The organism is Ruegeria sp. CG8 (assembly GCF_056537165.1).
The window spans coordinates 212,639-238,495 of sequence record NZ_JBQFRA010000004.1 but is presented as its reverse complement, the minus strand read 5'-3'; the positions used below and the strand labels follow the sequence as shown (position 1 = coordinate 238,495).

Annotated in this window: 24 protein-coding genes; 1 reads left to right on the top strand and 23 read right to left on the bottom strand. The window is 63.8% G+C overall.

Annotated elements, in window-relative coordinates:
• Window positions 1-74 precede the first annotated feature (74 nt).
• The 22 genes from ACR0EF_RS14170 to ACR0EF_RS14065 form a co-directional block, all read right to left on the bottom strand.
• Window positions 75-1,376: an ABC transporter substrate-binding protein gene (locus ACR0EF_RS14170; protein ID WP_170341744.1), complete on the bottom strand. Its 1,302-nt coding sequence runs from the start codon at window positions 1,374-1,376 to the stop codon at window positions 75-77.
• A gap of 98 nt (window positions 1,377-1,474) precedes the next feature.
• Window positions 1,475-2,506: a LacI family DNA-binding transcriptional regulator gene (locus tag ACR0EF_RS14165; protein WP_170372688.1), complete on the bottom strand. Its 1,032-nt coding sequence runs from the start codon at window positions 2,504-2,506 to the stop codon at window positions 1,475-1,477.
• A 112-nt stretch (window positions 2,507-2,618) separates the two neighbouring features.
• Window positions 2,619-3,518 (bottom strand): FAD:protein FMN transferase, encoded by a 900-nt coding sequence (locus ACR0EF_RS14160; protein WP_170372690.1) that lies wholly within the window; start codon window positions 3,516-3,518, stop codon window positions 2,619-2,621.
• A complete protein-coding gene (locus ACR0EF_RS14155) occupies window positions 3,515-4,033 on the bottom strand; it encodes a nitrous oxide reductase accessory protein NosL (RefSeq protein ID WP_170371898.1) in 519 nt (172 codons plus the stop codon). Before ACR0EF_RS14155 ends, ACR0EF_RS14160 begins: the two co-directional genes overlap by 4 nt.
• Complete coding sequence (locus ACR0EF_RS14150; protein WP_170371900.1) at window positions 4,030-4,851, bottom strand: ABC transporter permease; 822 nt, start codon at window positions 4,849-4,851, stop codon at window positions 4,030-4,032. Before ACR0EF_RS14150 ends, ACR0EF_RS14155 begins: the two co-directional genes overlap by 4 nt.
• Window positions 4,848-5,741, bottom strand: a complete 894-nt coding sequence (locus tag ACR0EF_RS14145) for an ABC transporter ATP-binding protein (RefSeq protein ID WP_170372693.1) — start codon at window positions 5,739-5,741, stop codon at window positions 4,848-4,850. The genes ACR0EF_RS14150 and ACR0EF_RS14145 overlap by 4 nt, the downstream gene beginning before the upstream one ends.
• Window positions 5,731-6,987 carry a nitrous oxide reductase family maturation protein NosD gene (locus ACR0EF_RS14140; RefSeq protein ID WP_170372695.1) on the bottom strand — a complete coding sequence of 419 codons (1,257 nt, stop codon included), beginning with the start codon at window positions 6,985-6,987 and terminating at the stop codon, window positions 5,731-5,733. The genes ACR0EF_RS14145 and ACR0EF_RS14140 overlap by 11 nt, the downstream gene beginning before the upstream one ends.
• A 3-nt stretch (window positions 6,988-6,990) precedes the next feature.
• Window positions 6,991-8,904 (bottom strand): TAT-dependent nitrous-oxide reductase, encoded by a 1,914-nt coding sequence (nosZ, locus tag ACR0EF_RS14135; protein WP_170372697.1) that lies wholly within the window; start codon window positions 8,902-8,904, stop codon window positions 6,991-6,993.
• Between the two features lie 14 nt (window positions 8,905-8,918).
• Window positions 8,919-11,042, bottom strand: a complete 2,124-nt coding sequence (locus tag ACR0EF_RS14130; protein WP_174825228.1) for a NosR/NirI family protein — start codon at window positions 11,040-11,042, stop codon at window positions 8,919-8,921.
• A gap of 44 nt (window positions 11,043-11,086) precedes the next feature.
• Entirely contained in the window at window positions 11,087-11,551 is a 465-nt protein-coding gene (locus tag ACR0EF_RS14125) for a DUF2946 family protein (protein ID WP_170372701.1), read from the bottom strand.
• Window positions 11,552-11,671: 120 nt separating this feature from the next.
• A complete protein-coding gene (locus tag ACR0EF_RS14120) occupies window positions 11,672-11,857 on the bottom strand; it encodes a hypothetical protein (protein WP_367647728.1) in 186 nt (61 codons plus the stop codon).
• Window positions 11,858-11,891: 34 nt separating this feature from the next.
• Window positions 11,892-13,445, bottom strand: coding sequence for a nitrite reductase (locus ACR0EF_RS14115; protein ID WP_170371914.1), 1,554 nt, complete (start codon window positions 13,443-13,445; stop codon window positions 11,892-11,894).
• Window positions 13,420-14,634, bottom strand: a complete 1,215-nt coding sequence (gene nirJ, locus ACR0EF_RS14110; protein WP_073279680.1) for a heme d1 biosynthesis radical SAM protein NirJ — start codon at window positions 14,632-14,634, stop codon at window positions 13,420-13,422. Before nirJ ends, ACR0EF_RS14115 begins: the two co-directional genes overlap by 26 nt.
• A gap of 5 nt (window positions 14,635-14,639) precedes the next feature.
• A complete protein-coding gene (gene ahbB, locus ACR0EF_RS14105; protein WP_170372705.1) occupies window positions 14,640-15,122 on the bottom strand; it encodes a siroheme decarboxylase subunit beta in 483 nt (160 codons plus the stop codon).
• Entirely contained in the window at window positions 15,119-15,571 is a 453-nt protein-coding gene (locus ACR0EF_RS14100) for an Lrp/AsnC family transcriptional regulator (RefSeq protein ID WP_170372707.1), read from the bottom strand. The genes ahbB (ACR0EF_RS14105) and ACR0EF_RS14100 overlap by 4 nt, the downstream gene beginning before the upstream one ends.
• Window positions 15,568-16,557, bottom strand: a complete 990-nt coding sequence (gene ahbB / locus ACR0EF_RS14095) for a siroheme decarboxylase subunit beta (protein WP_170372709.1) — start codon at window positions 16,555-16,557, stop codon at window positions 15,568-15,570. Before ahbB (ACR0EF_RS14095) ends, ACR0EF_RS14100 begins: the two co-directional genes overlap by 4 nt.
• A gap of 3 nt (window positions 16,558-16,560) precedes the next feature.
• Window positions 16,561-17,709 carry a cytochrome D1 domain-containing protein gene (locus ACR0EF_RS14090; RefSeq protein ID WP_170372711.1) on the bottom strand — a complete coding sequence of 383 codons (1,149 nt, stop codon included), beginning with the start codon at window positions 17,707-17,709 and terminating at the stop codon, window positions 16,561-16,563.
• Window positions 17,706-18,056, bottom strand: coding sequence for a c-type cytochrome (locus ACR0EF_RS14085; RefSeq protein ID WP_174820311.1), 351 nt, complete (start codon window positions 18,054-18,056; stop codon window positions 17,706-17,708). The genes ACR0EF_RS14090 and ACR0EF_RS14085 overlap by 4 nt, the downstream gene beginning before the upstream one ends.
• Window positions 18,049-18,810 carry a uroporphyrinogen-III C-methyltransferase gene (cobA, locus tag ACR0EF_RS14080; RefSeq protein WP_170372713.1) on the bottom strand — a complete coding sequence of 254 codons (762 nt, stop codon included), beginning with the start codon at window positions 18,808-18,810 and terminating at the stop codon, window positions 18,049-18,051. The genes ACR0EF_RS14085 and cobA overlap by 8 nt, the downstream gene beginning before the upstream one ends.
• 213 nt (window positions 18,811-19,023) lie before the next feature.
• Entirely contained in the window at window positions 19,024-19,431 is a 408-nt protein-coding gene (locus ACR0EF_RS14075; protein WP_170371921.1) for a cupredoxin domain-containing protein, read from the bottom strand.
• Window positions 19,432-19,485: 54 nt separating this feature from the next.
• A complete protein-coding gene (locus ACR0EF_RS14070) occupies window positions 19,486-21,273 on the bottom strand; it encodes a NapC/NirT family cytochrome c (protein WP_170359696.1) in 1,788 nt (595 codons plus the stop codon).
• Window positions 21,274-21,417: 144 nt separating this feature from the next.
• Complete coding sequence (locus ACR0EF_RS14065; protein ID WP_170371923.1) at window positions 21,418-23,094, bottom strand: cytochrome D1 domain-containing protein; 1,677 nt, start codon at window positions 23,092-23,094, stop codon at window positions 21,418-21,420.
• A 233-nt stretch (window positions 23,095-23,327) separates the two neighbouring features.
• On the opposite strand from ACR0EF_RS14065, the gene ACR0EF_RS14060 reads away from it, so the two are divergent.
• Entirely contained in the window at window positions 23,328-24,521 is a 1,194-nt protein-coding gene (locus tag ACR0EF_RS14060; RefSeq protein WP_170372715.1) for an NnrS family protein, read from the top strand.
• A 5-nt stretch (window positions 24,522-24,526) separates the two neighbouring features.
• Here ACR0EF_RS14060 and ACR0EF_RS14055 read toward each other — a convergent pair whose 3' ends face one another.
• Window positions 24,527-25,633, bottom strand: coding sequence for a Hint domain-containing protein (locus tag ACR0EF_RS14055; protein WP_170371927.1), 1,107 nt, complete (start codon window positions 25,631-25,633; stop codon window positions 24,527-24,529).
• Window positions 25,634-25,857: the final 224 nt, after the last annotated feature.

Below are 25,857 nucleotides of genomic sequence, written 5' to 3'. Positions count from 1 at the left end.
CCTGCGAGACTAACACGGGTTGTGGAAGGGGGAGAGCGGGGGACAGAAACCTGCCCACCCGCCGGGAGGAGGCCTCAGTACCCTGCGGCTTCCATTTCTTCGGCCGTGAAGGCCTGTGCCTTGGCCAGAGCTTCGTCAACCGACTGCTGTCCGGCATAGACCGCCGAGAATTCCTGGCTCACCTGGGTGGCGATGCCCGCGAATTCGGGGATGGCGACGAACTGGATCCCGGTATACGGCGTCGGCTTGACGCAGCAGTTTTCCGGATCGGCCGCAAGGATCGACTTCAGCGTCATCTGCGCGAAGGGGATGTCCTTGTAGTCGGGGTTCTCGTACAGCGAGGTGCGCGCACCCGGCGGAACGTTGGCCCAGCCCTCGTTCTCGGCGACCAGTTCGATGTATTCCTTCGAAGTGGCCCATTCGATAAACTGCTTGGCGGCGTCCTCTTTCTGGGTGCCGGCCGGAATGGCCAGCGCCCAGGCCCACAGCCAGTTGGCGCGCTTGTCAACGCCTTCCGAGTTCGGCGCCAGAGCAAATCCAACCTGATCGGCGACAGTCGAGTCGTCGGGGTTGGTCACGAAAGACGCGGCAACGGTGGCGTCGATCCACATGCCGCATTTGCCCTGCTGGAACAGCGACAGGTTCTCGTTGAAGCCGTTGGTGGCATACCCGGCGGGGCCGGATTCGTTCATCATGTCGACGAAGAAGGTCAGCGCCTCTTTCCACTCTGGCTGATCGAACTGGGGTTTCCAGTCTTCGTCGAACCAGCGCGCGCCGAACGAGTTCGCGGTCACGGTGATGAAGGCGCCGCCCTCACCCCAGCCGGCCTTGCCGCGCAGGCAGATGCCGTTGATGTCGTTGTCGCGGTCCGTCATCGCAGCCGCCGCTTCGCGGATAAACTGCCAGGTCGGTGCCTCGGGCATCTCCAAACCGGCCTTCTCCATCAGGTCGGTGCGGTACATGATCATCGAGCTTTCGCCATAGAACGGCGCCGCGTACAGCGTGCCGTCGTGGCTGAGGCCGCCGCGCATCGCGGGCAGGATGTCGTCCACGTCGTATTCCGCGGACATACCGTCCAGCGGCACAAGCCAGCCGTTCGCGCCCCAGATCGGCGTTTCGTACATGCCGATGGTCATGATGTCGAACTGGCCGCCTTTGGTCGAGATGTCGGTGGTCACACGCTGGCGCAATACGTTCTCTTCCAGAGTGACCCATTCCACCTCGTGGCCGGTCGCTTCGGTGAACTTGTCGGTGTATTTCTGCATCCGGATCATGTCGCCGTTGTTTACGGTGGCGATCGTGATCGTCTCTGCAGTTGCGGCGCCGGCGGTCAAAGCCGCTGCGCTTGCCGCCCATAGAACGGATTTCAGGTACATTCTTTCCTCCCTGGTGTCGAATTACCTGGAGGAAAGCATCACGAATTATTTGGCGCGCGTCAACTAAAATTTTACGCGCGTAAAAAAGTTGTCGAAAATTAGGCCGAACTCCGCAGTATCAAGCGGGCCGGAAACAGGGTTTCGGTGCGGGCCTTGAGTTGCCCACCGGATTCGACCAGTTGCGTCAGCGTCTCGACGGAGCGATTCGATACTGCGTTGTAATCATGCGCCGCGGTGGTCAGCGACGGGCAGGTGAACTTGGAAAACGGATGGTCGTCATGCGAGGCGACGCGAAGGTCGCAATCCTCGCCCAACCCGACCCGCAGGCCCTTTTCATAGCAGGCTGACAGAAACCCGATGGCCAGACGGTCGTTGCTGCACAGAATGGTGCGCGAAGGCAACCGAGGCTCCTCCAACAGCTTGAATGCGCCCTGGCGGCCGATTTCCTCGAAGCCCCAGCCGCGACCGTCGACCTTGATCACCTGCGGCTCAAAGCCCAGGCTCTCCATTTTTTTGATGTAGGCGATGCGGCGTTTGTTGGCGTTGGGGTTGGCGGGGTGCCGCATCTCGAAGAACGCGGGCGGTTCGCCGCTGCGGCACAGGTAATCGACGGTCTGTTCGATGAAGCTCGCGTTGTCCGACCCGACAAAGGCCGCGCCCATGCCTTCCAGGTTGCTGTCGAACAGGATGGTGGGGATGTCCTTGCAGAATTTCTCGATGAACGACCGGTCGGAATCGCGCCCCAGCGGTGCCAGCAGCACGCCCGCCGGTTTCAACGCGCGCAGGCTGTCGAGGATCTCGGCCTCTTGCGCGGGGTCGCCATAGGCGCTGTAGAGCGTCGGACGGAACCCGGCCTCGATGCATTTTTCCTCGATGTTGCGGGCGATCTCGGCAAAGAACGGGTCGGCCAGATAGGGCACCACGATGCCGACATTCTTGGTCAGCTTGCGGTTCTGGTTCATGGCAAAGATGTTGGGGCGATAGTCGAACCGCTCCAGCGCCTGCTCGATCCGTTCGCGGGTCGACCGGCGCACGCTGTCGGGATCGTTGAAATATTTCGACACCGTCGGGCGCGAGATCCCGCTGACCGCCGCAAACTCCTCCATGTTCCGGATTTTTCTGGGTGCCATGCCTTGCCTCTGGCGCGGGGCCAGGCCCGCGCCGCTCTGAATTTGTCGGTGTTTTACCTTTTCTTATCGCGCGACAAATTTCAACGGCAGAGTTCCGCGACGGCCATTCGGGTCAGATCAGCATCTCGAGCCGGGCGCCGGGAAACCGTTGCAGCACCGGCGCGATCCGGTCGGCGGGCAGCAGACACAGCGCGGTCGACAACCCGTCGGCCAGCGCCGCGTCAGGGGCCGAGACCGAAACCGCCCGATGCCGGACCGGCTGACCCTGCGGGCCCAGAATGTGGCCATGACGCCCGGCCAGCTGTGTCGCATCAGGGGCCGAGGTTGCCACCGCCCTGTCGCGCAGTTCGATGCGCCGGGTCACGTCCTCGGGGCCGGCCAGGCCGACGCGCCAGCCCGACCCGTCGGCGCGGGTGCCGATGGCGGCGATCTCACCCATGTCGACCAGCACATCGGTCAGCCCCTGCGCCCGCAACAGCGCTGCGATGCGGTCGGTCACGGCGCCCTGCGCGATCCCGTTCAGCGTCAGCGCCGAGCGGCCCGGATGGGGCAGGCGGATCGCCTCGGCCGAGACCGAAACCCCTTGCCAGCCGACCAGCGCCCGGGCCTGCGCCACTTGGGCATCCGGCGCGCCGGTCGCCAGCGCCATCCACAGCGGCTGAACGGTCGGGTCGAACGCACCGCCGGTCGCGTCATGCAGGGCGGCGCTTTGGGTCAGCACCTGCAGCAGCTCCGGCGCCGGGGCGGGCAGGGTGCCGTCCCGGTTCAGGCGGCTCAGCTGCGAATCCGGGCGGTACAGGCTGAAGATATTCTCCAGACGGTCCAGTTCGGCCTCGAGCGCGGAGATGGTCGGCGCGGCCTGCGCGTCACTCAACCCGACCAGCTGAAGGCTGGCGGGTGCCCCCAGCGCGGTGCCGCGCCAGCGGGCCACCGGTGCGGCGTGCGCCACGGTCGGCAAGGCGGCGCAGGCGGCCGAGATGGTCAGAAAACGGCGTCGGGACAGGCGGGTCATGCGGGTGTCTCCAGGGATTGCGTCAGATCGACGGGGCCAAGCGCCGCGTCGTCGGGAATGTCGGTCAGGGGCAGGGCGGTGCCGCCATAGGTTTCGATGAACCCCGCGGCGGCGTCCGGCGTTGCAAAGGGCACGATCTCGGGCGCGCCCATGCCGCCGGCCACGCCGGCGCCCACCACGAAGGTGGCCTGATCGGCGGCGATCCAGTTCGATATGCCCGGCTCGTGCCAGCTGGGGGCCGCGCCCATGTCGCTGACATAGATCGCGGTGATCTCGGCATCCCGCTCGGGGCTTTTGAGATAGGCCACCATGTCGCGCACCTGGGCAAAGAACAGCGGCGCGGGATAGCCCTCCAGATGGATCTGCCCCTTGGGCCCGCCGTGTTCGGCCACGTTCATCTGGCAGAAATAGCTGAGCGCGGTTTCGGTCAGATCGACCGGATCCGGCGGGGCGGCGGCCTGTTCTTCCTTGCAGGCCGCCAGCGCGATCAGCGCCATCAGGGCAAGGCGTGTCATGGCTCGACCCTCCGAAACGCCAACCGGGCCAGGGCAAAGCTCAGAACCGGCCAGATCAGCAGCGAGGCGGGCGCCGCCCAGGCGGGCAGGGCCTGCGCCGCGCCGGTCATGCCGGACGCCATGGCCACGCCCTCGGTCGCGGCGATGTTCCACAGACGGAAAGCGTCGGCCGGGTTGGCCACCATCACCCAGGGAAAGACGGATTGGGTGAAGACGCCGCCCTTGTCCATGACGACGGCTCCCAACAGCCCAAGATCATAGAGGACGACGAAGACCAGCCAGAGCCCGGCCGACAGACCTGCCGCCGCCGTTGCGCCCCTCGCCAGGGCGGACAGCAGGTATCCCAGCGCCAGAAACACGGCGCCCAGCAGGATCGAGGTGACGATCAGCCGGCCAAGCGCGAACAGGCTGTCCGCGCCCGCGCCGCCGAACCACGCGGCGACCGCCCCGGCAGTGCCGAAACCGACCGTCATGGCAAAGGCCAGCGCCGCCAGATGGGCGGTGAATTTGCCCAGCAGAATTTCTCCGCGCCCCGCCGGATAGGACAGCAGCAGCGACAGGCTGCCCCGGTCCACATCGCCGGCGATGGCGTCAAAGGAAATCATCAGCGCCAAGAGCGGCGCCAGATATACCGACAGCGTGGTCATCGAGGCGACCGACACCGTCAGCATGTCGACCCCCAGCGTGCCGGTGGGCGCGCTGCCGGCAAAGGTCAGGGCCAGCGCGAAGAGAACCATGATCAGCGTCGCCACCAGCAGCCAGCGGTTGCGGCGCAGGATCAGCATCTCGGTGCGTGTGATGGCGAGGAAACGGGTCATTGCAGCGCCTCCTGAGCATAGTGGCGATAGAGGTCTTCCAGCTTGGGCGGGGTCATTTCTACGTCGGCCACGGCATCTCCCATGGCGGCGATGCGGCGCAGGGCCTGCATCTTGTCGGCGGGCGAACACAGCAGCTCGACCGAGGCGCCGTTGACCCGGTTGCCGCCCAGTTCGGCGGCCAGCGCGTCGGCATTGGCGCGCGCGCGGACCCGCAGACGGATCGGCAGCCCGGCCAGCGCCGACAGGTTGGCCAGCGTGTCATCGGCCACCATCCGGCCCTTGCGCATGATGGCGATGCGGTCGGTGCGGGCCTCGACCTCGGTCAGGGCATGGCTGGCGATCAGCACCGCGGTGCCCTGCGCGGCCAACTCGTCGATGATGGCGTACAGGTCCTGGCGCGAGATCGGGTCCAACCCCGAGGTGGGTTCGTCCAGCAGCGCCAGTTTCGGCTGACCCAGCAGCACCTGCGCAAGGCCCAGCCGCTGCCGCATCCCTTTGGAATAGGCGCCGATCCGGCGGTCCATCGCATCGCCCAGCCCGACACGGTCCAGCAGGGCGGGCACGTCGGCTTTTGTGCCTGATAGCTTGGCAAACAGGGTCAGCTGCTCGCGCCCGGTCAGGGCCGGGTGGAATGAGACCGCCTCGGGCAGATAGGCCGTGTCGCGGCGCGCCTGCGCGCTGCCGGGGGCAGCGGTGCCGATGCGGATCGTGCCGGCCTGGATGGGCGTCAGGCCCAGGATCGACTTGATCAGGGTGGATTTTCCGGCGCCGTTGTGGCCCAGCAGCGCCACGCGCTGTCCGGGCTCGAGCGTCAGGGAGATATCGCTCAGAACGCGGGTCTTGCCGCGATCCTTGCAGACCGTTTCGATTGTCAGGGCCTTATCCGTCATGAGGCACCTTTTTCATGGCTGGGGGTTGAGGGGCTTGCATCAAGGGGTGGCTGTCGATCACGCCGCCCGGCAGCAGCGCCGGAAAGGCCGATTGCGACCAGCGCACCAGCTGCACGGCGGGCGAGCCGAGCAGCAGCTTGGCTGCGGGTTGGGTCCACAGCACATGGTCCATGCTATCGTTGGGGCGATAGGGGGCGTCGGCGATGCCGTCGCCGTTCACGTCATAGGCGGCAAAATCGGACCAGTAGTTGCCGCGGCCGTCTTCCGACCACTCGACCCATTTGGTCGAGACGTATTTCACCTGTGTCCGGTTGCCGACAAAGGCGTTGCCGACGATCCGGTTGCGTTCGCTGCCGGCGGTGAAATGGATCCCGATACCGCAGCCTTCGAACCAGTTGTCGGTGAATTCGTTCTTGTTGGAATTGTACAGAAAGGTGCACTTCTCCTTGGCGCCTTTCACCACGTTGCCGGAGATCACGCTGTCATTGGCATAGTTCAGCATGACCCCGTGTTCGCGGTCGCCGACCGAGACATTGTTGATCACCTGCACGTTCGAGGTGAACATCACCGCATAGCCCAGATCGTTGCCGATTGAGACATTGTCGCTGACGATGGAATCGTCGGCATACATGTAGTGCACGGCAAAGCGCAGGTCGCGGAAACTGTTGCCGGTAAAGGTGTTCTTCTTCGACGAGTTCACGAAGATCCCGTCGCGGCCAAAGCGGATGTCATTGCCTTCGACCACAGCGCCGGGCGCGTTCCAGACATAGACCCCGTTGCCGCGGTCGTTCATCCGGCGGTCCTGCCGGCCCTCGATCCGGTTGCCGCGCACGATGCTGTCATCGGCGCCGTGGATGTCGATGCCGTAGAGATTGCCCAGCAGCACGTTGTTTTCCACCACGGCCACGCGGGCCGTCTTGGTCAGCTGGATGCCGCTGTCGATCTCACCATGGTCCGATCCCGACCCGATCACGGTCAGGCCGCGCAGAGTGACGCCGGGCCCGGTCACGGTGATGACGCTACCGGTGCCCTGACCGTCGATGGTGGCCTGGCCCTGTCCGTCGATGGTGACGGGCCGGTCCAGAACCAGGCGTTCGGCATAGACGCCGGGGCTCAGGCGGAGGGTGTCTCCATCCGCCGCCTGCGCCAGTGTCTCGGTGATGGCCCCCGCCCGGTTGGGCACGTCCCAGTCCGCCGCCCAAAGCGGCGAGCCGAGCAGAAGCGGGATGAGCAGGGGCCAGCGCATGGGTCAGGCTCCTTGCGGTTCGACCAGCATCCGGCCGCGCATTTCCATGTGCAGCGCGTGGCAGAACCACTGGCAATAGAACCAGTGCACGCCCGGACGGTCGGCGGTGAAGGTGATCGAGGCGGTGGCCTGCGGCGCGACCTCGAAGGCGATGCCGTAGTTGCCCAGGCAGAAGCCGTGGGTCACATCGTCCACGTCATCCAGGTTGGTGACGTAGATCGTGACCTCGTCGCCCTGTTTGACGGTGAACTTCTCGAGGCTGAAGGTCGGGGCCTGCGAGACCATGTAGACCCGCACCTTGTTGCCGTCGCGGATGGGCTCTTCGGCACCTTCCTCCAGATCGACGCCATCGGCCTCGGCCTGTTTGCGCGCATCTTCCCAGGTCGGGTCGTTGCGGTCCCAGACGTTGACCGGGTTGACAATGTCGCGGCGCACGATGATCGAGTCATGCGGCTCGGCGAAGGTCGGGCCGTCATGAACAACCTTCATCTCGTCGGTCGAGATGTCGATCACCTGCTCGTTCTCGGGCTTGAGCGGACCGGTGTTCAGGAACCGGTCTTTCGAGAACTTGTTCATCGAGATCAGCCACTTGCCGTCCGCGTCTTTGGTTTCACCCATCGAGGTCGAGTTGTGGCCTGGCTGATAGTGCACGTCGACCTTCGAGATGATCGGGTCCACGTCTTCGCCATTGTAGGCGCGGATGGCCTTGTCGATGTTCCATTTGACGATCTGGCTGTCCAGGAACAGCGTGGTGAAGGCGTTGCCCTGACCGTCATAGGCGGTGTGAAGCGGGCCAAGGCCCAGCTGCGGCTCGCCCACGATGCACGACCGCGGATCGGCGTCGCTTTCGAACAGCGCGTCCAGCTTGGTCACGTCCATGATCGACACGGTCGGCGACAGCTTGCCGTTGATGCAGACGTGTTTGCCGTCGGGCGCGGTGTTGATGCCGTGCGGCGAGTTCGGGATCGGGATGTAGCGGGTGTATTTCTTGTTCGACCCCTTGCGCCCGTCCAGAACCTTGACGCCCTTGATCTCCTGATAGTCGCCCGCGGCGATGCCGGCCTCGATTTCCTTGAGGTTGAAGACGACCACGTGGTCCATCTCGCTCTCGGTCATCTCGGCCAGGTTCATGCCCATTTCCGAGTTGTACGAGGTCGAGAAGGCGTATTTGCCCTGATAGTCGCAATCGGTGTTGTCGAGGTTGCCCGACACCATCACCTGCCAGGCGATCTCCATCGTGTCACCGTCGATGGCGGTGAAGATGTTGACGTATTGCGACGGATCGTCCAGCACGCTGCCGTCGTTGATCAGCGGGGTTTCGTCCTCGCCATTGGCAAAGACATAGCCGGTGCGCGGGAATTTCTGCGGGCGCAGACCGTGGATCGCCTTGGCGTTGGGGATCTCGATGATCTTGTCGCATTTCATCACGTCGCAGCGCACGCGGGCCACGCGTGTGTTGGCCTTGTCGTTCATGAACAGATAACGGCCGTCATAGGTGCCGTCGGTGAACGACATGTGCGGGTGGTGCAGGTCGCCGTTGTCATAGGTTTTCATGCCGCGCTTGGCCAGGAACTCCTTGGTTTCCGGCAGAAGGCCTTCGGTCATGATCTTCAGCGACTCGTTGGTCTGGCCCCATCCGGTGGCCGAGCAGCGGTTGAACACCGGCACCCGCATCAGTTCGCGCATGGACGGGAAGCCCATGATGCGCAGCTCGCCAGTCTGGCCCGAAGACCAGAAGCCGTAATATTCGTCCAACTCGCCTGGCGCCAGTTCGACCTTGGCGGCGGCGCTGGCCTGCTTGGCGGTCATCAGCGTGCCGCCGACGCCCAGCCCGGTTCCGGCCAGCACGGCCCCGGTGGCCGAGGCCCCCAGCAACCCGCGGCGGGTGATGTTCAGTTTGGTGTCATGATCCGACATGATCGTTCCTCCTTTTAGGAAACGGTTTGCGGTTTGGCGTTCGGATGGTTCGCCGGTGGTTGTCCGAGGGGGGTCTTGAGTTTGACCGACCCGGTCTTGGCCCGCCGTTTCAGCTGGCGGATGACGACGGGACATTTGCTCTCGGACTGGTAGAGCACCTGACAATGCAGGCAGGTGACGCACTCGTTCGGGTTGATCTCACCGGTGGGGTGGATGGCCTGAACGGGGCATTCGTTGGCGCAGGTCTGACAGGGGTTGCCGCAATCCTTGTAGCGGCGCAGCCAGTCGAACATGCGAATTCGGGCGGGGATCGCCAGCGCTCCGCCGAGCGGGCAGAGGTAGCGGCAATAGAACCGTTCGATGAACAGTCCGATCCCCAGCAGGGTCAGCGCAAAGACGACAAAGGGCCAGTCGCGCATGAACTTCAGAATGATCGCGGTCTTGAAGGGCTCGATCTCGGCATAGGTCTCAGCCAGCGGGATCGAGACAAAGCTGAGCCCGAAGAGACCGAGGAAGATCATGTATTTCGCAGGCCACAGGCGTTCGTTCAGTCCCCATGGCAGCGTCCATTGTGGCACTTTCAGCGCGCGTGCGATCTTGTTGGTCAGTTCCTGCAGCGCACCAAACGGGCACAGCCAGCCGCAATAGGCCCCGCGTCCCCAGAACAGCAGGGCGGCAGCCACCGCGAACCACTGGATGAAGACCAGCGGATCCAGCAGGAAGGCATCCCAGCTGAAACCAGTGCGCAGGCTGCCGGCCAGTGCCATCAGGTTCACCACGCTCAGCTGCGCATTTGCGTACCAGCCGATGAAGAACAGTGTCAGGGTCAAGTATCCGATGCGGAACCAGTAAAAGACCCGGGCGTTCATCGTGGCGTGGAATTGGAAGAAGAAAGTAGCGGTCAGCACCAGCAACATGACGCCTAGACCCGCAATCTCGACCGTGCGATCTTTCCAGATGCGTTTCCACAAGGCAGCTTTCGCAGCGGCTTCGCCAGTGGCGTCATCCACAACAGTGGGGGCTGCGACTGGCAACAGATACTGCTCGGGCAGCTTGTAGCCCAGATCGAAGGTCAGGAAGGTTTTTTCAACCGCACCCACGGCCCGTTGCACCAGCAATTGCAGGCGGAACGGCTCGGCCGGGTTGAACTCGGCTTCGGCGGGGATCTTGAAGATATCCAGTTCGGTGAAACTGGGCGCATCCGGGGCTGCAACCCGGCCAAGACGCTCTTGCTGTTTGTCGAAGAACCGTACCGAATTGTCGCCCTGGATAAGCTGAATCCGGTCGAAGATTCCGCCGCGTACGTAGCCTGATCCCTTGAAGCTGTAGGCCCCGCGCCCTAGCACCAGAATAGCCTGTTCGCCCTCATCCAGCCATTCGACAAGGTTCTGATATTCCGCCTCGCCCAACAGTGATTTGCCGATCGATGGAACCGAGACCAGCGCCACGTGCATGTCGATGAACGTATCATCAGGCTCGCCCGGTTCAGGGCGTTTGATGGCGCGCTGATCTCCTGTGGCTTCAAAGGCAGCGTTGACCTGACCGACATCCAGCGTCAGCCGCCGGATCGAGCCGTCACCCGAAAGCGTTGTCCAGTCGTAAACGGCATCCTGCGCCATATCAACTTCGCGTTTCGGCCCGTCTGCCTGTAGCGGAGACAATCCGCCCAGCCCCAGCGCCCGCGCGACCTTGATCCCGCCGCGCACAAGGCTGTCATCGATCACCATGATCGTCACCGTCGCACCCGAGATGATGTCGAGGTCATGCCCCTCGCCGCCGGTTTCGGCCTCTACCTTCAGGTCCAGACCAGCATAGCCTTCGGTCAACTCGACCATGCGTGAATTGGGGATGCCGATCAGAACGATGGGTTCCGAGTGTTTGACCAGCTGCACACCGGTCAGCACCGCGTCGTCATCGATGGCGGCAACCACATGGATCGGTTTGCCGGAATATCCGGTGGTGCCCACGAAGTCAGAAGTCAGGAAGGCCCAGGCTAAGGTCTCGCCGCCCTTCAGGACGGGTGCGACCGGAACGTCATCGCGGACCGGCCCGAAGGCATCGGCACCGGGGGCCAGATCGGCGGGTTCAATCTCGGGCAGGAAGCTGGCAAGGCTGTCGGCATGGGCGCTGATCGCCATCAGGCAGGACAGGGCAAGGGCCAGAAGGATATGGATTGCGCGACTTACGACCACGGCGCACCTCCGATAACTTGGGTGGACGCCATGGACGCGCGCAGGGCGCGTTCAGTTATGTTTTGGGTCGTGCACGGGGGTCCTCGGGTCTCGGGCCACAGCTTATCCGAGTTGTACAACACGGAAGATTTGCTGTTTTGAACCTGTACAACACGGAAGATTCCGATTTGCGGCACTTGCGTCAGCGCGGGCACGGGTGCCGCGCTGGTGACAGCGCACAGCGCGCAATCGGCGCATTTCGGGCAATACGCGGTCGGGTCTTCGGTGCCCTCCTCAAGGTCAACCTTAACCCAGACCGCGCCGCCTTCCGAGCAGATCTCCACCCAGACACTTTCACCGGGACTCGCCAGCGCTGGCCCAAGCACCTGCAACATCAAAAGAAAGATGCCCGCCAGCCCGGCGGCCACGCGTGTCGCGCGGACAGGGAGGCTGTGGTGTTGGCGGGCGGCGGGCATGGAGACTCCGACTCGAATCTGATTTTGCCCGAGTCGTAAGGGATTGGCAGGCGGCGCGACTTGACTTCGATCAGGTGGTCAAAAAAATGGCACTTCGGTTTGGCGGCCGTTCGCCCGGGATCAGCCCTCGGCCTCATCCATCAGCCGCCGCACCCAGCGCCCCGCCAGCCAGCTGGCCGGAACCCCAAGGGGCACACACCAGATCAGCGCGGCCACCGGTGTCACGGCGCCGAACCCCAGCGCATGGACGATCAACCCGGCCAGAAACAGGTTGATGGCGACGGTCAGAGCCGTCGCCGGATACATCAGAAGGGCCAGTTTCCAGACCGGCCAGCGCCCGTCAGTGGCTGGTGCCTTCCGAGAAGGTGATCTTGTTCCAGACATTGTATTTCCCCGAAGGTTTGCGCATCGGCAGGCGTTTGATTTCCTCGAGCGTCTGCGCGTCATAGACGATCACCGCGCCGTCATCCTCCCAGATCGACACCAGCGCATGGGCGCCTTCGCGCGTGAATTCCACATGCGCCACGGTCTTGCCCGGCGCAGGCCGCAGGGTTTTGACGATCTCGAGGCTCTGCTTGTCGATCACATGCATCGCGTCCTTGTTGGGGCCGAAGAACACGTCGGCCCAGACATAGGGCGAGTTCTCGTGGCTTCGCATGAAAAAGCCCGGGCCTTCGGTCTCGATCCGCTTGATCGTTTCCCATGTGCCCATGTCGATGACCGAGATGGTGCCTTCGGTCAGATGCGGCGTGGCCATCACCGTGGTGCCACCCCGCTGCCAGGTGATGCCCGAGCCCAGATGCGGCATGCCGGGCAGGTCCAGATCCGCCACTTTCTGCCCGATCACGAGGTCGATCACCTGACCGCCCTTGCCATCGCGCGACGCGCCCATGACGTATTCATAGCTCTGGTCGAAAAAGAAATCGTCCAGATAGTCGGGCGTGGTGATCTTGCGGACGGGGAAGGGGTCGGGGTTCTTGAACTGCCCCTCGATCCGGAAATCATGGCCCAGCCCGAATTGCGGCGGGTTGTCGCCATAGAACACTTCCCAGATCTCGGGCACGTCCTTGAGCGCCAGCACGAAGCTTTCGCGCGGCGGGGCCTGGTACACGGCCGAGACCCGGCTGGGCTTGCCCTTCTTGCCCTTGACCTCGACCACCCTGGCCACCGACAGATCCTCGGTCGACAGCAGGGTCAGGCTGTTGGGCAGATAGTTCGCAACGGCCAGCCACTTGCCGTCGCCCGACATGGCGATGTTGCGGCTGTTCAGGCCGGCGCGGATGCGGCCCACCTGTTTCAACGCCCAGATGTCGTATTTCTGCACCCAGCCATCGCGCGACATGATGAATACATAGCGCCCGTCGGGGCTGAACTTGGGGCCGCCATGCACGGCAAAGGGGGTCTCGAACCGGTCCAGAACCTCGAACGTGTCGCCGTCCAGAACGCTGACATGGTGATCGCCGGTTTCCACCACCAGCGTGATGTTCATCGGGTCGCTGTCCCAAACCGGCGCATCGACCGGTGCGTAATCGGCATCCAGAGTACGGCTGGCCATGATCTGTTCGGCATCCCATTCGGGGTCCACCTCCAGCGGAGATTTCAGCCAGCCCGCCAGTTCCTCGATCTGCAGCGCGTCCAGTTCGTGTGCGAAGGCGGGCATCTGGGTGGCCGGGCGCCCCTCGGCGATGACGGCGGCCACGCGCGGGCCGCGCATGCGTTTGAGCGTTTCGGGGATCAGTGCCGGACCGACGCCGCCCAGCCGCGCCTCGCCATGGCAGCTGGCGCAATGCTCGGCGTAATCTGATTGAGCATCCGCCCAAGCCGTTCCAGCCAACAACACCGAGCACAAAGTACCGAATTTGAGTGCCTTAAAAGAACTGATGCGCCGGATCATGGCTTTTCCCCCGGAAAGGCGTGACCTGCAGGCGCTCGCCGGCACCGTCCACGCCGATTTCATCATTGGTCAAGTAGCAGGCCGGGTCTTCGGCCCACGGGTCGCCGGTCAGTTGCAGGGCCCGGATGCGGGTATTGCCGCCGCAGACATCCTGCAACCGGCAGGCGCCACAGCGCCCCTTCAACGGGCGCGGCCGCGTGCGGAGCAGGGCCAGCATCGGGTCATCTCCGGTCCACAACTCGGAAAACGGAGTGAGCTTGACGTTGCCCACCGTGTAGTCCGACCAGTAGGTGTCGGGATGGACGCGGCCCAGATTGTCGATATTGGCCACGCCCAGCCCGCTGGAATTGCCGCCCCAATGGGCCAGGTGTTCGCGCACATGCGCTACGGCGTCGGCGTCGAACCGGGCGGCGGCCCAGTTCAGGAAATACCCGGCATCCGCGTCGTTGTTGCCGGTCACGATGTCCAGTGGGCGTCCGCCCGAAGCGGCCTCCCATGCGCGGTCCAGCAACAGGTCGAGCCCCTGCCGGGTGCGCTGATGTTCCGCGTCCTCGCCCCGGTTCTTGTCGCCGCGCCCGGCATAGACCAGATGCGAGAGATAGAACTTGTCCACCCCCTCGTCGTCGCACAGTTTCAGAAGGTCGGGCAGATGGTGCTGAGTGCCTTCGGTCAGGCAGAACCGCAGGCCCACCTTGATACCGCGTTTCTTGCATTCGCGCACGCCGCGCAGGGCGTCGTCAAAGGCGCCCTCGACCCCGCGGAACCAGTCATTCGTGGCCCCGATCCCGTCGAGCGAGATGCCGACATAGTTGAAGCCCACGTCGGCGATCATGTCGGCGGTTTCGTCGTGGATCCGCGTGCCGTTGGTCGACAGGGCCAGCATCGGCACCAGCTGGCGCGCGCGCCGGGCGATGTCGAAGAAATCAAACCGGTCCAATGGCTCCCCGCCCGAGAGGATCAGGGCCGGGACGCGAAACTGGCCCAAATCCTCAAGGGTGACCATGGCTTGTTCGTGGCTGAGCTCGCCCGGGAAGGCCACATCCGCAGACACGGTGTAGCAATGGCGGCATTTCAGGTTGCAGCGCCGGGTCAGGTTCCAGATCACCACCGGTTTCACCGGTCCGGGGCGGCGTTTGCGCACCGGCGTCGGGTTGACCAGCTGCTGCATGTATTCGGTCAGGCGGAACATCGGTCTCAGCCTTTCGCTTTCAGGCGCAGCCCGGTTTTCTTCAGGATGCGCGTGGAATAGAGGATGTCGCTGCCCCGGCAGGCCGATCCGAGGATCGCGGCGATCTGGCCGCGTTTCTGTTCGACCTCAACCGGCGAGCTGCCATGAACCATGGCGAACAGGTTGTAGGGCCAGTGGGGCAGGGCGCGGGGCCGTTCGTAGCAATGGGTGACAAACGGCAGCGCTCCGATATGCGCGCCGAGTTCGCCGATCAGGTCGTCCTGCACGTCCCATACCGTCATGCCGTTCGACGTCATGCCCAGCTTGTAGTGATTGGGGGCGGCGGCGATCCGCCGGATCACCCCGCGCGCTTTCAGTGTGGCCAGCCGGTCCAGCAGGGTGGCCTCGGGCATACCCAGGTCGTCGGCGACCTGCGCATAGGGCGCGGGCACCAGGGGCAGCCCGCCCTGCAGCGCCTCGATGATCCGTCTGTCGGTTGCGTCGATCATGCTGCCACCCGGAAGCCGATGAAAAATTCCTGCAGTTTCGGGAACCGGTGAACCGTGAGTCCCGTCTCGCGTTCGATCGCGTCGGCCGTGGCGGTGATCGCCTCGGGCGTTTCGGTCGCCAGAACGAACCACATGTTCAGCCGGTGCGTGCGTTCATAATTATGCGCCACCTCGGGATGCGCATTGACTTTGGTCAGGACGGTTTCGAACTCGGCCTCGGGCACCGCCATGGCGCACAGGCAGAAATCCCCGCCCATGGCGGCGGCGTCGAAGAACGGGCCGAACCGGGTGATGACCCGCTCGGCCTTCATCCGCGCCAGCCGGTCCAGCAGGTCGTGCTCGGTGATCCCCAGTTCGGCCGCCACGTCGGCATAGGGGCGGGGGGTCAGCGGCAGGTCCTCCTGCAATCGGTTCAGCAGGCGGCGGTCGGTGTCGTCCAGCGGGGTCATGCGGCGGCCTCTTTCGGTTTGATCAGTGCGCCGGTCTGCTTGAAGCAGCGGGTCGAGAACAGAACCTTGTGCGCGGCGCCCGACAGTTCGGGCAGGGCGGCGGCGCCGGCCAGGATACCCCGCGCCTCGGAGCGTGACCGGGCGTGGATCATGGAATAGAGCCGGTAGGGCCACACGCCCTCGACCGGCTGGCGTTCATAGCACAGGGTCACGCCGGGATGCGCGGCCAGTGCGGGGCCCGCGTGGTCGATCCGGTCGGCGGGCAGGTCCCACACGACCATGGCGTTGGCCGACCACCCCAGCGCCCGATGCCGCACGATGACCCCCAGGCGCGAGATGACTCCGGCCCTGTGCAACACCAGGATACGGTCCATCACGTCCTCGGGGGTGCGGTTCAGGGACAGGGCCAGCGCCGCGTAGGGATCTGCCATCAGCGGCAGCCCCGCGCTGAGCGCCTGCAGGATGTCGCGGTCGCCTTGCTTCAGAACGCGCCGGTCGACCGCACGAGGCCGTGGCACGCGGCGCGAACAATCCGACATGCGAAAACCCAGATCGACGTTGAACGGGCGGACCAGACGCAGGTCCAGCACGCGCAGCCCGGTGCGGTCGCTGATCCGGGCCAGCGTGGCGTCCACATGCGCCCGGTCGGGGCCGGTAGCCACGAACCACAGGTTCCAGTCATCCTCGCGCTGGTAATTGTGGTTCACGCCCGGCTCGGCGTCGATCAGGGCGGCGATCTGTTCCACCTTGTCCTCGGGCGCGGCGACGGCGGCCAGGGTGCTGGCCGAGGCCACGCCGGGTGCGACCGTTGCGCCGACGCGGGTGATGCGCCCGGCAGCGCGCATGCGGGCCAGGCGGTCGATCACCTCGGCCTCATCCAGCCCCAGCGCCGCAGCCAGCACTTGGAACGGCCGGTCGGCAACGGGAAAATCACGCTGCCAGTCATCCAGCAGCCTGCGGTCGATCGGGTCGGTGATATGGCACATCGCTTACAGCCCCGTTCTGTGCGCACGCGCGGTGAAGAAGATGCCCGAGGGGCTGTCAGCCGGGATTTCCCGCAGCTTTTCAAAGCTGTGGGTGTCATAGACCATGACCGTGTTGGCATCGCGCACGCTGATCCAGACCTCGTGCCCACGCGGGGTGAACTCCATGTGCAGCACCGCCGGGCCGGGTTTGAACTCGTGGATGACCTGTTTGCTGACCGTGTCGATCACCTGGATCGTGTCGTTCAGCGGGTGGGCGAAGTTCACCCAGACCTGCCGGCCGTCGGGCCGCGCCATGGCAAAGACGGGCTGGCCATACGTCTGGGTGCGCCCGGTTTCCGTTAGTGTGTCGGCATCGACCCAGAGCACCTGGTGATGGCCGACGGCCGGCAAGACGAATTCGGCGCCCGTATGCGCCCAGCCTTCCAGATGGGGCATCTTGTAGACGGGCATCTCTTGTTGGCCGCGCCCATATCCGGGTAGTACCCGGATCGGTTCGGGGGTATCTGCCCACAGGTCCAGCGCGGTCAGCCCGTCCTGCCCGAACAGGCCGGTGATGTAGGTGCGGCCATTGGCGGTGATCAGCGCGTCATAGGGGTTTTTGCCCATGTCGGTGATCTTGATGATCTGCGGGTCGGTGCCGCGCGCGAAATCGGCGATCCAGGTTTCGCCCGTATCCCACATGGTGAACACGAAACGGCGGCCGGGCGCATCGACCAAGCCGATGGTCTTGCTGCCGGTGGGGATGTCGGCCACCAGATCCAGCGTGTCGGCGTCAAAGACGTGCACCCCGCCGGGTTCATAGTTCGACACTGCCACCAGCGTGCCGTCGTCAGAGATCGCCCCGCCGATGGCGTTCCCGGCCTGCACGACGCGCTTGGCGATCTGACGGGTCACGATATCGACTTTGGTCAGCCCGCCGTCGCGCCCGAAGACATAGGCAAAACGTTCATCCGGCGAATAGACCAGCGAGGCATGGGACAGATCGCCCAGCCCCTCGATCCGGGCCAGCGCGGCGCGGTCGGACTGATCGACCAGCAGGACCGAACCGGCGGCCCGTTCTATCACCAGCCCCAGGTCTCCGGTGGCGGTGGGTTCGGCATGGGCTGCGGTCATCAGCAGCGAGGCCGCGAGGCCAAGGACAAACTGTTTCATTGCGCCTCCGGTTTCAGCAGATAACGGGCGATCCATTCGGCTTCTTCCGCGCTGATGAGGGGCCGCCAGGGCGGCATGGCCGTGTCGGGGATGCCGTCCAGGATTACGCCGGTCAGGATTTCGGGGTCATAGTGCTGCAGGTTTCCCGCGCGCAGATCGGGGCCCAGCCCGCCTTTCAGGGTCAGGCCGTGGCAGGACCCGCAATCCTGATGCACCAGACGTTTCAGCGCGTTAGGGTCCAGCGCATCGGCCGCAAAGGCCGAAGTGGCCACCAGCACGGCGGCGGTCAGCACCGCGCGCCCGGGCCAGTCCCGACGGGCCGGTTCAATGGGAAAAGTCCTAGCCATGAGCGTGCTCCAGCAACTCGGCAACGGGCCGTTCGGCATAGAGCGACACGACCTTGCCGATGATGAACAGGGTAGGGGCGGCCAGACCGGCCGCGCGCACGTCGGCGGCGACACGGTCCAGACGCGAGACAAGGCGGCGCTCGTCCGGGGTGGTCGCCTTGCCGACGGCCAGGACGGGGGTCGATCCCGGCAGATTCTCGGTCATCAGGCCCATGGCGATCTGGCCGATATTGGCGACGCCCATGTAGATGACCAGGGTGGTGTCAGGGTCCGCCAGGCGCTTCCAGTCGAGGTCCAACACCTTGTCGGCCTGACGATGGCCGGTGACATATTGAACCGAGGTGGCCAGCCCGCGATGGGTCAGCGGCACACCGGTCGAACAGCTTGCGCCCTGCGCCGCGGTGATGCCGGGTGCGTATTCCACGGCAATGCCATGGTCCATCAGAAACGCCGCCTCTTCCGAGCCGCGGCCAAAGATCATCGGATCGCCCCCCTTGAGGCGGGCAACCCTGTGGCCCGCGCGGGCCTGTTCCAGCAGGATCTGGTTGATCCGGTCCTGCGGCACGGTATGGCATTTGGGGGCTTTGCCCACGGGGATCAGCCGCGCACCGGGGGCGTGCATGGCCAGGATTTCCTCCGAGACCAGACGGTCGTAGACCACCACATCCGCCTCGCGCAGCATCCGCAGGGCGCGCAGGGTCATCAATTCGGGGTCTCCGGGTCCGGCGCCTATCAGAAAAACCTTACCGCTCATGGTGCAATCTCGCTTGGTCTGAATGTCATCGGGACCCGGGCGTTCCGGTCGGTTCCGAGCGCGGACAGAGCGGCGGATCGGGACGTTGCTGGGGTGGCCGGGCGTGTCATGGCCGCAGACTGGCGCATTCGCAAAGGGGCCTCCTTGACATAAGTTAAGGAGCGCGGGATTTGCGCCCGCGCTCCTTTGGTTTGCCTGTATGTCTGCCTTCGATCAGGGTTCGATAGTGACCATGCCGACCATGTTCTGCGTTTCCCAATGCGGGCCGCACAGATAGTCCTGCGGGCCGGGTTCAAGGAACGTCATCTCGACCGATTCCTCGGGGAAGATGCGGTCGGATTCGGGCTGGCTGCCATCCTTCAACAGCACCGAGTGGCTGGTGCGCTTGTCCACGTTGACCCAGCGCACCGTGGTGCCGGGCTTGACCGTGATCTGGGCCGGGCAGAAGTGGTACTTGTACATCAGCACCACCTCGGCATCCTGCACGGCGTCGGAGGGTTCGCCGAAGAGTTCGACATAGCGCTCCTCGGCCTCGGCGCAGATCTGGTCGGCTTCATCGGCTAGGGCTGGCAGAACCATCGCTAGGGTCAGGACTGTGGTCAGAAGGGGCTTGGTCGTCATGGTCGCGTGTCTCCTCGGCCGTGGAAAAGGGGCCGTATCGCCGGCCCCTTTTCGTTACTGTTTGACCACGTTGATGTCGGCGCTGTCGTCATCCAGCGCGAGGCTGGTGTTCAGCGTGACGTGGTGGAACCGTGCGGCCGAGTGGTCATCGTGGATGGCAAAGCCCACCGTGTAGGTCTTGCCCGGCTCCAGCGGCACGTCGCCCGGTGCGCCCGAGTTCAGCGGCCGCGAGAACACCACCGTCCACATGCCGCCCGACAGGCTGGCCGAGGCCGAGATCTCGCCATCGTTGACCACGCGCTGTTCCAGCAGATAGCCATTGGTGGCGCTGCCGTCGGCATAGACGCGCATCAGGTCAAGGAATGTGCCGTCCTGCAGGTATTGCGCGATCTGCTCTTCGGCCTGCAGCTTGTCCCAGCCGCCTAGCGGCTTGCCGCGCCGGCCTTTGACTTCGACCTCGGTGCGGCTTTCGCTGATGTACTTGGTGACGGTGTCCTTGGCCGTCAGGCGTGCGGCCACGTCCGGGTTGGCGGCGATGGTTTCGGCATCGGGCGCAAAGGGCATATAGGTGTTGTCGGCGTGGCACGAGGCCCAGCACCCCACCTGTTCGCCCAGCTCGATCCCGGTGCCGGTGATCATCATGGCGACCTTGATCGGGTTGTCCGGGTCCATCTTGCCGCCGTCGACGAAGGGCGCGGGATTGTGGCCCGCATCCGCCCATTGCAGCCGGATATACAGGTTTTCGTCGTCATGCGCGGCCTGAACCGTAGCGTCGATCACCCCGCGCTTGCCGGGGATGGGGGTCGGTTCGAGATCACCGCCAGCGACGATCTTGTTGCCGATCGCGTCCAGCTCCTTGGCGTGGCAGGTCGAGCACTGGTCGCCACCCTTGGTCAGAGGGCGTGCGCCACCGTGGGTCTTGCCGTTCTGCACCCATTCGAACGAAGCCTGTCCCGGATAGAACAGTTTCAGATCGGTGCTGGCCACGGCGTTCCAGTCGATGTTGCCACCAACGTCGCTGCCGCCCGAGGCCGCGGCGTCGGTTGCTGTGCCATCGGCCTTGGCGCGTTCCTCGGCCAAGGCGGTGTCGACCGCTGCAGCGATCTGCGCCTGCACCGCCTCCTGCTGGGCTTTGCGGGCGGCTTTCTCGGCTTCGGCCTCGGCGGCCTCCTTGGCTTCGATCCGCTCCAGGCTGGCCAGGTATTCCGGCGGGATCGGACGGGCGAAGGCCGGGTTCGGGGCTTCGAGCTCTTCCAGAAAATCCTCGGGCGCGCGGTCACGGATGTTCGAGTGTGCGATACCCTTGTGGCAGTCGATGCAGGTCTGGCCCACCTCCATCGCGTTCAGGTGCTGCTGCCGCGCGCGTGGCTTCTGGAACTCGGGCATCATCGACTCGAAATCGTGGCAGTTGCGGCACTCGCGCGAGTCGGTCTTTTTCATCCGCTGCCATTCGTTCATGGCCAGATGGATGCGCTTGGCCTCGAATTTCTCGGGCGTGCTGATCGAGCCGACCATCTTGCCGTACAGCTCTCTCGAGGCTTTGATCTTGCGGATGATCTTGTGTGTCCAGTCCTTGGGCACGTGGCAGTCCGAACAGACCGCGCCCACGCCCGAGCGGTTCACGTCATGGATCGTGCCCTTGTACTCGGTGTAGATATAGTCGCGCATCTCATGGCACGAGACACAGAATTTCTCGGTGTTGGTGGCTTCCATGGCGGTGTTGAACCCGCCCCAGAAGATGATGCCGGCGACAAAGGCCGCGGCGATGCCTGCCACGGGCATTCCCCACAGGAAATACCGGCGCCAGATCGGTTTTTTCTTTTCCGGTTCGGACTGGGTCATGTCCAGGCTCCGTTTTGGCTGTCATGTCTGGCCTTGGTGTCAGGCCGGTTGGAATGGCGGTTGGGATGCCGGGCAGGGCGCCGCGGACAAACGTGGAAAGGGCGGGCGAGGGGCCCGCCCTTTCCTGTGCTTGCTGCCAACCCGTCAGGTGACGTGGTTCGAGCGGTTGTAGACGTTGAACTTGCCGGTCGGCGCATAGAGCCCGTCGATGCGGCCGATCTCTTCCAGCGTCTTGGCGTCGAAGATCACGATTTGACCGTTGGGCTCCTTGGAGTCCGACAGGTTCCACTTGGAGACCCAGACCTCGGTGCCGTCGGCATTGAATTCAAAGTGAACGGCGGCACTGCCTTCGTCCTCGGTGATCTGGATCGTTTTCACGATCTCGCCGGTCTCTTTCGAGATGACTTGCACCGACTGCTGGATTTCCGGCTCGGGGTGTTTGGTCTGGTCAGCCCAGATGTAGTCCGAATTCGGGTGGGTGCGGACAAACAGGCCGGGGCCGTCCGTCTCTACTTCGTAGCAGACCTTCCAAGCCTGATCCGGGTGGCCTTCGGGGTCGTTGCCCCAAACGGTCACGGTACCGACACCCAGGTGGGTCGTGCCGGCAACCGGTCCACAGTTCGGATCGACCCAGTTTGCGCCCGGTCCGGGGTGCGGCAGGGCGGCGGTGTCGATCATCGCCTCCAGCTTGTGGGTTTCGGTATCGACGACCACCATTTTGTTCGACGCGTTCGCGGCGATCTGGAAATAGCGGCCTGTCGGGTCAAAGAACCCGTCATGCAGGAACTTGGCGCTGTCGATCTTGTCGATGCGCAGGTTGTCGAGGTCTGTGTAATCGACCTGCCACAACTGGCCCAGTTCTTTCACGGCGACGATCCAGGTCGGTTCGTTCGGTGTCGTGTAGATCGCGGCCACGCGGCTTTCTTCGACATAGTCGCCGTCCACGTTCACGCCGCGGGTCGAAACGACCTTGAGCGGTTCCATGGTTTTGGCGTCAACGATCGCGAAGTGCGGCGGCCAGTAACCACCACCGATGACGTATTTGCCGTCGCCGGAAACTGCGACGTCGCGGGCGTCATAGGCGATCTTGACCTCCGAGACCAACATCTTGTCCGGCGTCTGCCAGAGGTCGATTTTGGTCATCTTGCCGTCGCGACCCATGGTGTACCAGAAACGGCCGGGATGTTCCGGTTCGGTCAGGCTGTGGTGTTCGGACGCTTTCAGAACGTGCACGGCATATCCGGTGGGGATGTGGGTCAGCACCTCTTTGGTGTCGCCGTCGATTACGGCAACCTTGCCCACGTCACGTTCGATGACGACGAAGAAGTTCTCCCAGTTGCGACCGTGCAACGGCTCGGTCGGATAATCTGCCTCTTCGACATAGACCTTGCGGGTCGCCTTCATCTGTTCAAGCGACATTTCCGGCGGCTTGGGCGCGTCCATCATGATGTAGGTCGCCATGTCGCGAATCTGCTCCTCGGTCATGATGTCCGAGAAGTTGTTCATGCCGCCTTCGGTGCCCCACGCGATGATCTTTTCAAGGCGCTCCTGGCCCAGTTGCAGGGTGCCGCCTTCGGTCACGGTGCCGTCGGCTGCGGTTTTCTTCCAGTGCGGCTCGAGGTTCTTGCCGGTGGCGCCTTTGCGCAGCACGCCGTGGCAGCCGGCACATTGTTCGAAATAGAGCTGTTTCGAAGCCTCGAAGGCCTCGTCGCTCAGGGTTGGCTCTTCGGCGAATGTCGGAGCAGCGACGCTGCCCAACAACATGGCCAGACCGGCCCTGAAGGCGCGGCCGGTGGTGTAATGGCTGATTCCAAGTGACATGATCACTCTCCGTTTGCTGGTGAGGCAGGCCGGACACTGCGCCGGGACGGGCGTCTTCTCCTTGACGAAAGTCAACGGAGGGGGCGTTCAGAGGGAAATGGGGTGGAAAAAAGCCATGAAAATAAGTGCTTTTTGGGGTCATGTTTTCGCCGACGCTTGATTTTGGTTAAGGGGCGCGGGCCCAGCGGTTGCTAGTGCTTGGCAAACGAACAGCTTGGCCAAGGAGAGCAGGCATGCCATCGGCAATCACGCGCGTTATGGGTGAGGGGTTCCGGGTCTTTTTTCTGTTTGCAGGTCTTTACGGCGTGTTTGCCGGTCTGGCCTGGGGAGGGTGGTTGGCAACGCTGGCCGGGCTCGAGCTGTGGACCGAGGCGCCCTATGCCATGAGCCCGCCGATGTGGCACGCGCACGAGATGATTTTCGGCTATGCCAGTGCCGCACTGGGCGGGTTCTTTCTGACCGCCGTTCCCAACTGGACCGGCGCCCCCGAGGCGCGGCGCTTGTTTATTGCCGCTGCAGCGGCGCTGTGGTTGGCCGGGCGCGTGGCACTGTGGTTTTCAGGTGTGATCGACCCGGTGATTGTCGCGGTGCTCGACCTCGCCTTCGTGCCGGTTCTTGCGGCCAAGATCGCCACCCAGCTGATCCGGCGACCAAAACCGCAGAACATGATCTTTCTTCTGTTGCTGGCCTACATCTGGGTCTCAAACCTGCTGACCCATCTGGACTGGATCGGTGTGACGGTCGGAACCTTGGATGTCGGCCTCCGCACAGGACTGCTGGCCTTGTGTTCCATGATCGCCATTTTGGGAGGTCGGATCACTCCGGCCTTTACGCGCAATGCAATGAAGCGCGAAGGCGTGCCCGAAGCTGACTGGCCTGTCAGTCGTGATTGGATGGAAAAAAGCAACATGGTGCTGGCCCTGCTGCTGCCCGCTGTGATGCTGATCTTCGGGGCCGGGCACGCGGTCGCGATTTTGGCGCTGGTCCTCGGAGCGATACAGGGCTTGCGCCTGTCAGGTTGGCGGGGGGCTTGGGCGCTCCGGCAGCCGATCCTGTTTGCGCTGCATCTGGCCCTGGGGATGCTGGGCCTTGGCTTGGTTCTGTGGGGAATGAGCCTGTTGGGCTTCGGCAGCGAACTCGGTGCGCTGCATGTGTTGGGCATCGGCTGTGTGGGCGGGATGACCCTGGCGGTCATGAGCCGCGCTGCGCTTGGCCATAGCGGCAGGGCGCTGGTCGCCCCCGCTCCGGTGGTCGTCGCCTACGCAGCGATGGCTTTGGCCGCGATCTTGCGCTGGCTTGGGTCCGGGTTGGACGCGCAATTTCTGACCGCCATGCTGGTCGCTGACGGCCTGTGGATCAGCGCGATGGCGCTGTATGTGGTGGCGATGTGGCCGGCCTTGGTGGGTCCGCGTGCGGTACCGTCCTGAGCGGCTCAGGCCCGGTCGATCAATGGTCGCGCGTTTTTGACATGCCGATGGATCATGTGCCGCGCACGCTTGCCGGTTTCGGGAATGGGCCGAGCGGCGATCGGGACATGATCCGGGTCGTCAAGCTCGGGGAAAATCTCGAATATCTCGTCTCGGGCATCGCGGCCGATGCTTTTGAGTGCTTCGGGCCCGGTGTACAGGCTTTCCGACGGAGCCCCCTCGGCGGTCACGATTTCATGGCGGTCGAACAGAATGTGGTAATACGTCACGCTGCTGGCGGTTTCATCGACATGAACGCGGGGAACGCCGACCAGCTTGTGGGCTGGGATCAGCACCTCTTGGGCGTCGAACATGCGCACGGCGATCGCCGAGCGAACCAGCATCCGGTGCTGCGGAGAGACCCGCAGGTCGCGCCGCGGCAGGCCGGCCCCCAGCGCTCCGGCTAATACACAGATCGGACGCAGGCGTGGGTTGGCCTGCAAATCGACCGACGTCAGGATGCGCGAGCCGATCCAGCGAATCGGTTGCGGGCCGTGATCGAGCGTCAGCACCAGGTCGCCTTCGGCCAGATCCTCTATCGCCTTGGCGCCGGTGGGTGTTTCGATCAGCGTACCGGCGGTAAAACAGGGCACGTCGACAATGGCTGTGGGATCGGTGGTGTCCGGAGCGTTCGACGGGGTCACATTCGAACGAATGAAGGAATAGGCGGTACCGGGTACTAAAGGTTCGGACGTGATGTATCCGACAAGATTTCCTTCAACCTCGACCCGGAAAACATCGATCGTACCGCCGCCCGGTTTGGTCAGGGCGTAGGATTCTTCCAGATAGATAGCGCCGGAATCAAAGGTGGTTGATCCGTCAAGGCTGGTGACGACGCCTGTCTGTGTCAGGTCATCGCCGACTTCGTTGTTGAAACGGTCGCCGTTGAAATCAGTTCCGTTGTCCGGATCTCCGTTCACGAGCGTTCCACCGGCCGCGTCGGTTACGTCAAATACCCGGCGATCGGTGTTCGGATCATAGCCTGAACTCAGAGTGATGGTACCGGAGTTAAACCCGGTAAAACTAAGTGAAATCACCCCTGGCGCGTAGCCGATATAGGAATAGTTCGCCATCTCTTACTCGTTCACTCGCTCAATCAAAGACACCGGAACAGCACATCACGGACCCGGAAACTCCATCTGACTTTGCACCCTGATAACAGCGGTTCAAGGCGATTTCGGGGCATTTCACGCTTATTTTAAGGGAATGTAGCCTATTGGCCGCTTGCCAGGACAGAGTCTTGACTTTCGTTAAGGCGGCAAACCGCCCATCTCGCCATTGTCCACCCACCAGCAAA

Coding starts and splice junctions, on each gene's coding strand:
- ACR0EF_RS14170 (WP_170341744.1), bottom strand. CDS start 1,376: ATGTACCTGAAATCCGTTCTATGGGCGGCAAGCGCAGCGGCTTTGACC.
- ACR0EF_RS14165 (WP_170372688.1), bottom strand. CDS start 2,506: ATGGCACCCAGAAAAATCCGGAACATGGAGGAGTTTGCGGCGGTCAGC.
- ACR0EF_RS14160 (WP_170372690.1), bottom strand. CDS start 3,518: ATGACCCGCCTGTCCCGACGCCGTTTTCTGACCATCTCGGCCGCCTGC.
- ACR0EF_RS14155 (WP_170371898.1), bottom strand. CDS start 4,033: ATGACACGCCTTGCCCTGATGGCGCTGATCGCGCTGGCGGCCTGCAAG.
- ACR0EF_RS14150 (WP_170371900.1), bottom strand. CDS start 4,851: ATGACCCGTTTCCTCGCCATCACACGCACCGAGATGCTGATCCTGCGC.
- ACR0EF_RS14145 (WP_170372693.1), bottom strand. CDS start 5,741: ATGACGGATAAGGCCCTGACAATCGAAACGGTCTGCAAGGATCGCGGC.
- ACR0EF_RS14140 (WP_170372695.1), bottom strand. CDS start 6,987: ATGCGCTGGCCCCTGCTCATCCCGCTTCTGCTCGGCTCGCCGCTTTGG.
- nosZ (WP_170372697.1), bottom strand. CDS start 8,904: ATGTCGGATCATGACACCAAACTGAACATCACCCGCCGCGGGTTGCTG.
- ACR0EF_RS14130 (WP_174825228.1), bottom strand. CDS start 11,042: ATGGCGATCAGCGCCCATGCCGACAGCCTTGCCAGCTTCCTGCCCGAG.
- ACR0EF_RS14125 (WP_170372701.1), bottom strand. CDS start 11,551: ATGCCCGCCGCCCGCCAACACCACAGCCTCCCTGTCCGCGCGACACGC.
- ACR0EF_RS14120 (WP_367647728.1), bottom strand. CDS start 11,857: ATGTATCCGGCGACGGCTCTGACCGTCGCCATCAACCTGTTTCTGGCC.
- ACR0EF_RS14115 (WP_170371914.1), bottom strand. CDS start 13,445: ATGATCCGGCGCATCAGTTCTTTTAAGGCACTCAAATTCGGTACTTTG.
- nirJ (WP_073279680.1), bottom strand. CDS start 14,634: ATGTTCCGCCTGACCGAATACATGCAGCAGCTGGTCAACCCGACGCCG.
- ahbB (WP_170372705.1), bottom strand. CDS start 15,122: ATGATCGACGCAACCGACAGACGGATCATCGAGGCGCTGCAGGGCGGG.
- ACR0EF_RS14100 (WP_170372707.1), bottom strand. CDS start 15,571: ATGACCCCGCTGGACGACACCGACCGCCGCCTGCTGAACCGATTGCAG.
- ahbB (WP_170372709.1), bottom strand. CDS start 16,557: ATGTGCCATATCACCGACCCGATCGACCGCAGGCTGCTGGATGACTGG.
- ACR0EF_RS14090 (WP_170372711.1), bottom strand. CDS start 17,709: ATGAAACAGTTTGTCCTTGGCCTCGCGGCCTCGCTGCTGATGACCGCA.
- ACR0EF_RS14085 (WP_174820311.1), bottom strand. CDS start 18,056: ATGGCTAGGACTTTTCCCATTGAACCGGCCCGTCGGGACTGGCCCGGG.
- cobA (WP_170372713.1), bottom strand. CDS start 18,810: ATGAGCGGTAAGGTTTTTCTGATAGGCGCCGGACCCGGAGACCCCGAA.
- ACR0EF_RS14075 (WP_170371921.1), bottom strand. CDS start 19,431: ATGACGACCAAGCCCCTTCTGACCACAGTCCTGACCCTAGCGATGGTT.
- ACR0EF_RS14070 (WP_170359696.1), bottom strand. CDS start 21,273: ATGACCCAGTCCGAACCGGAAAAGAAAAAACCGATCTGGCGCCGGTAT.
- ACR0EF_RS14065 (WP_170371923.1), bottom strand. CDS start 23,094: ATGTCACTTGGAATCAGCCATTACACCACCGGCCGCGCCTTCAGGGCC.
- ACR0EF_RS14060 (WP_170372715.1), top strand. CDS start 23,328: ATGCCATCGGCAATCACGCGCGTTATGGGTGAGGGGTTCCGGGTCTTT.
- ACR0EF_RS14055 (WP_170371927.1), bottom strand. CDS start 25,633: ATGGCGAACTATTCCTATATCGGCTACGCGCCAGGGGTGATTTCACTT.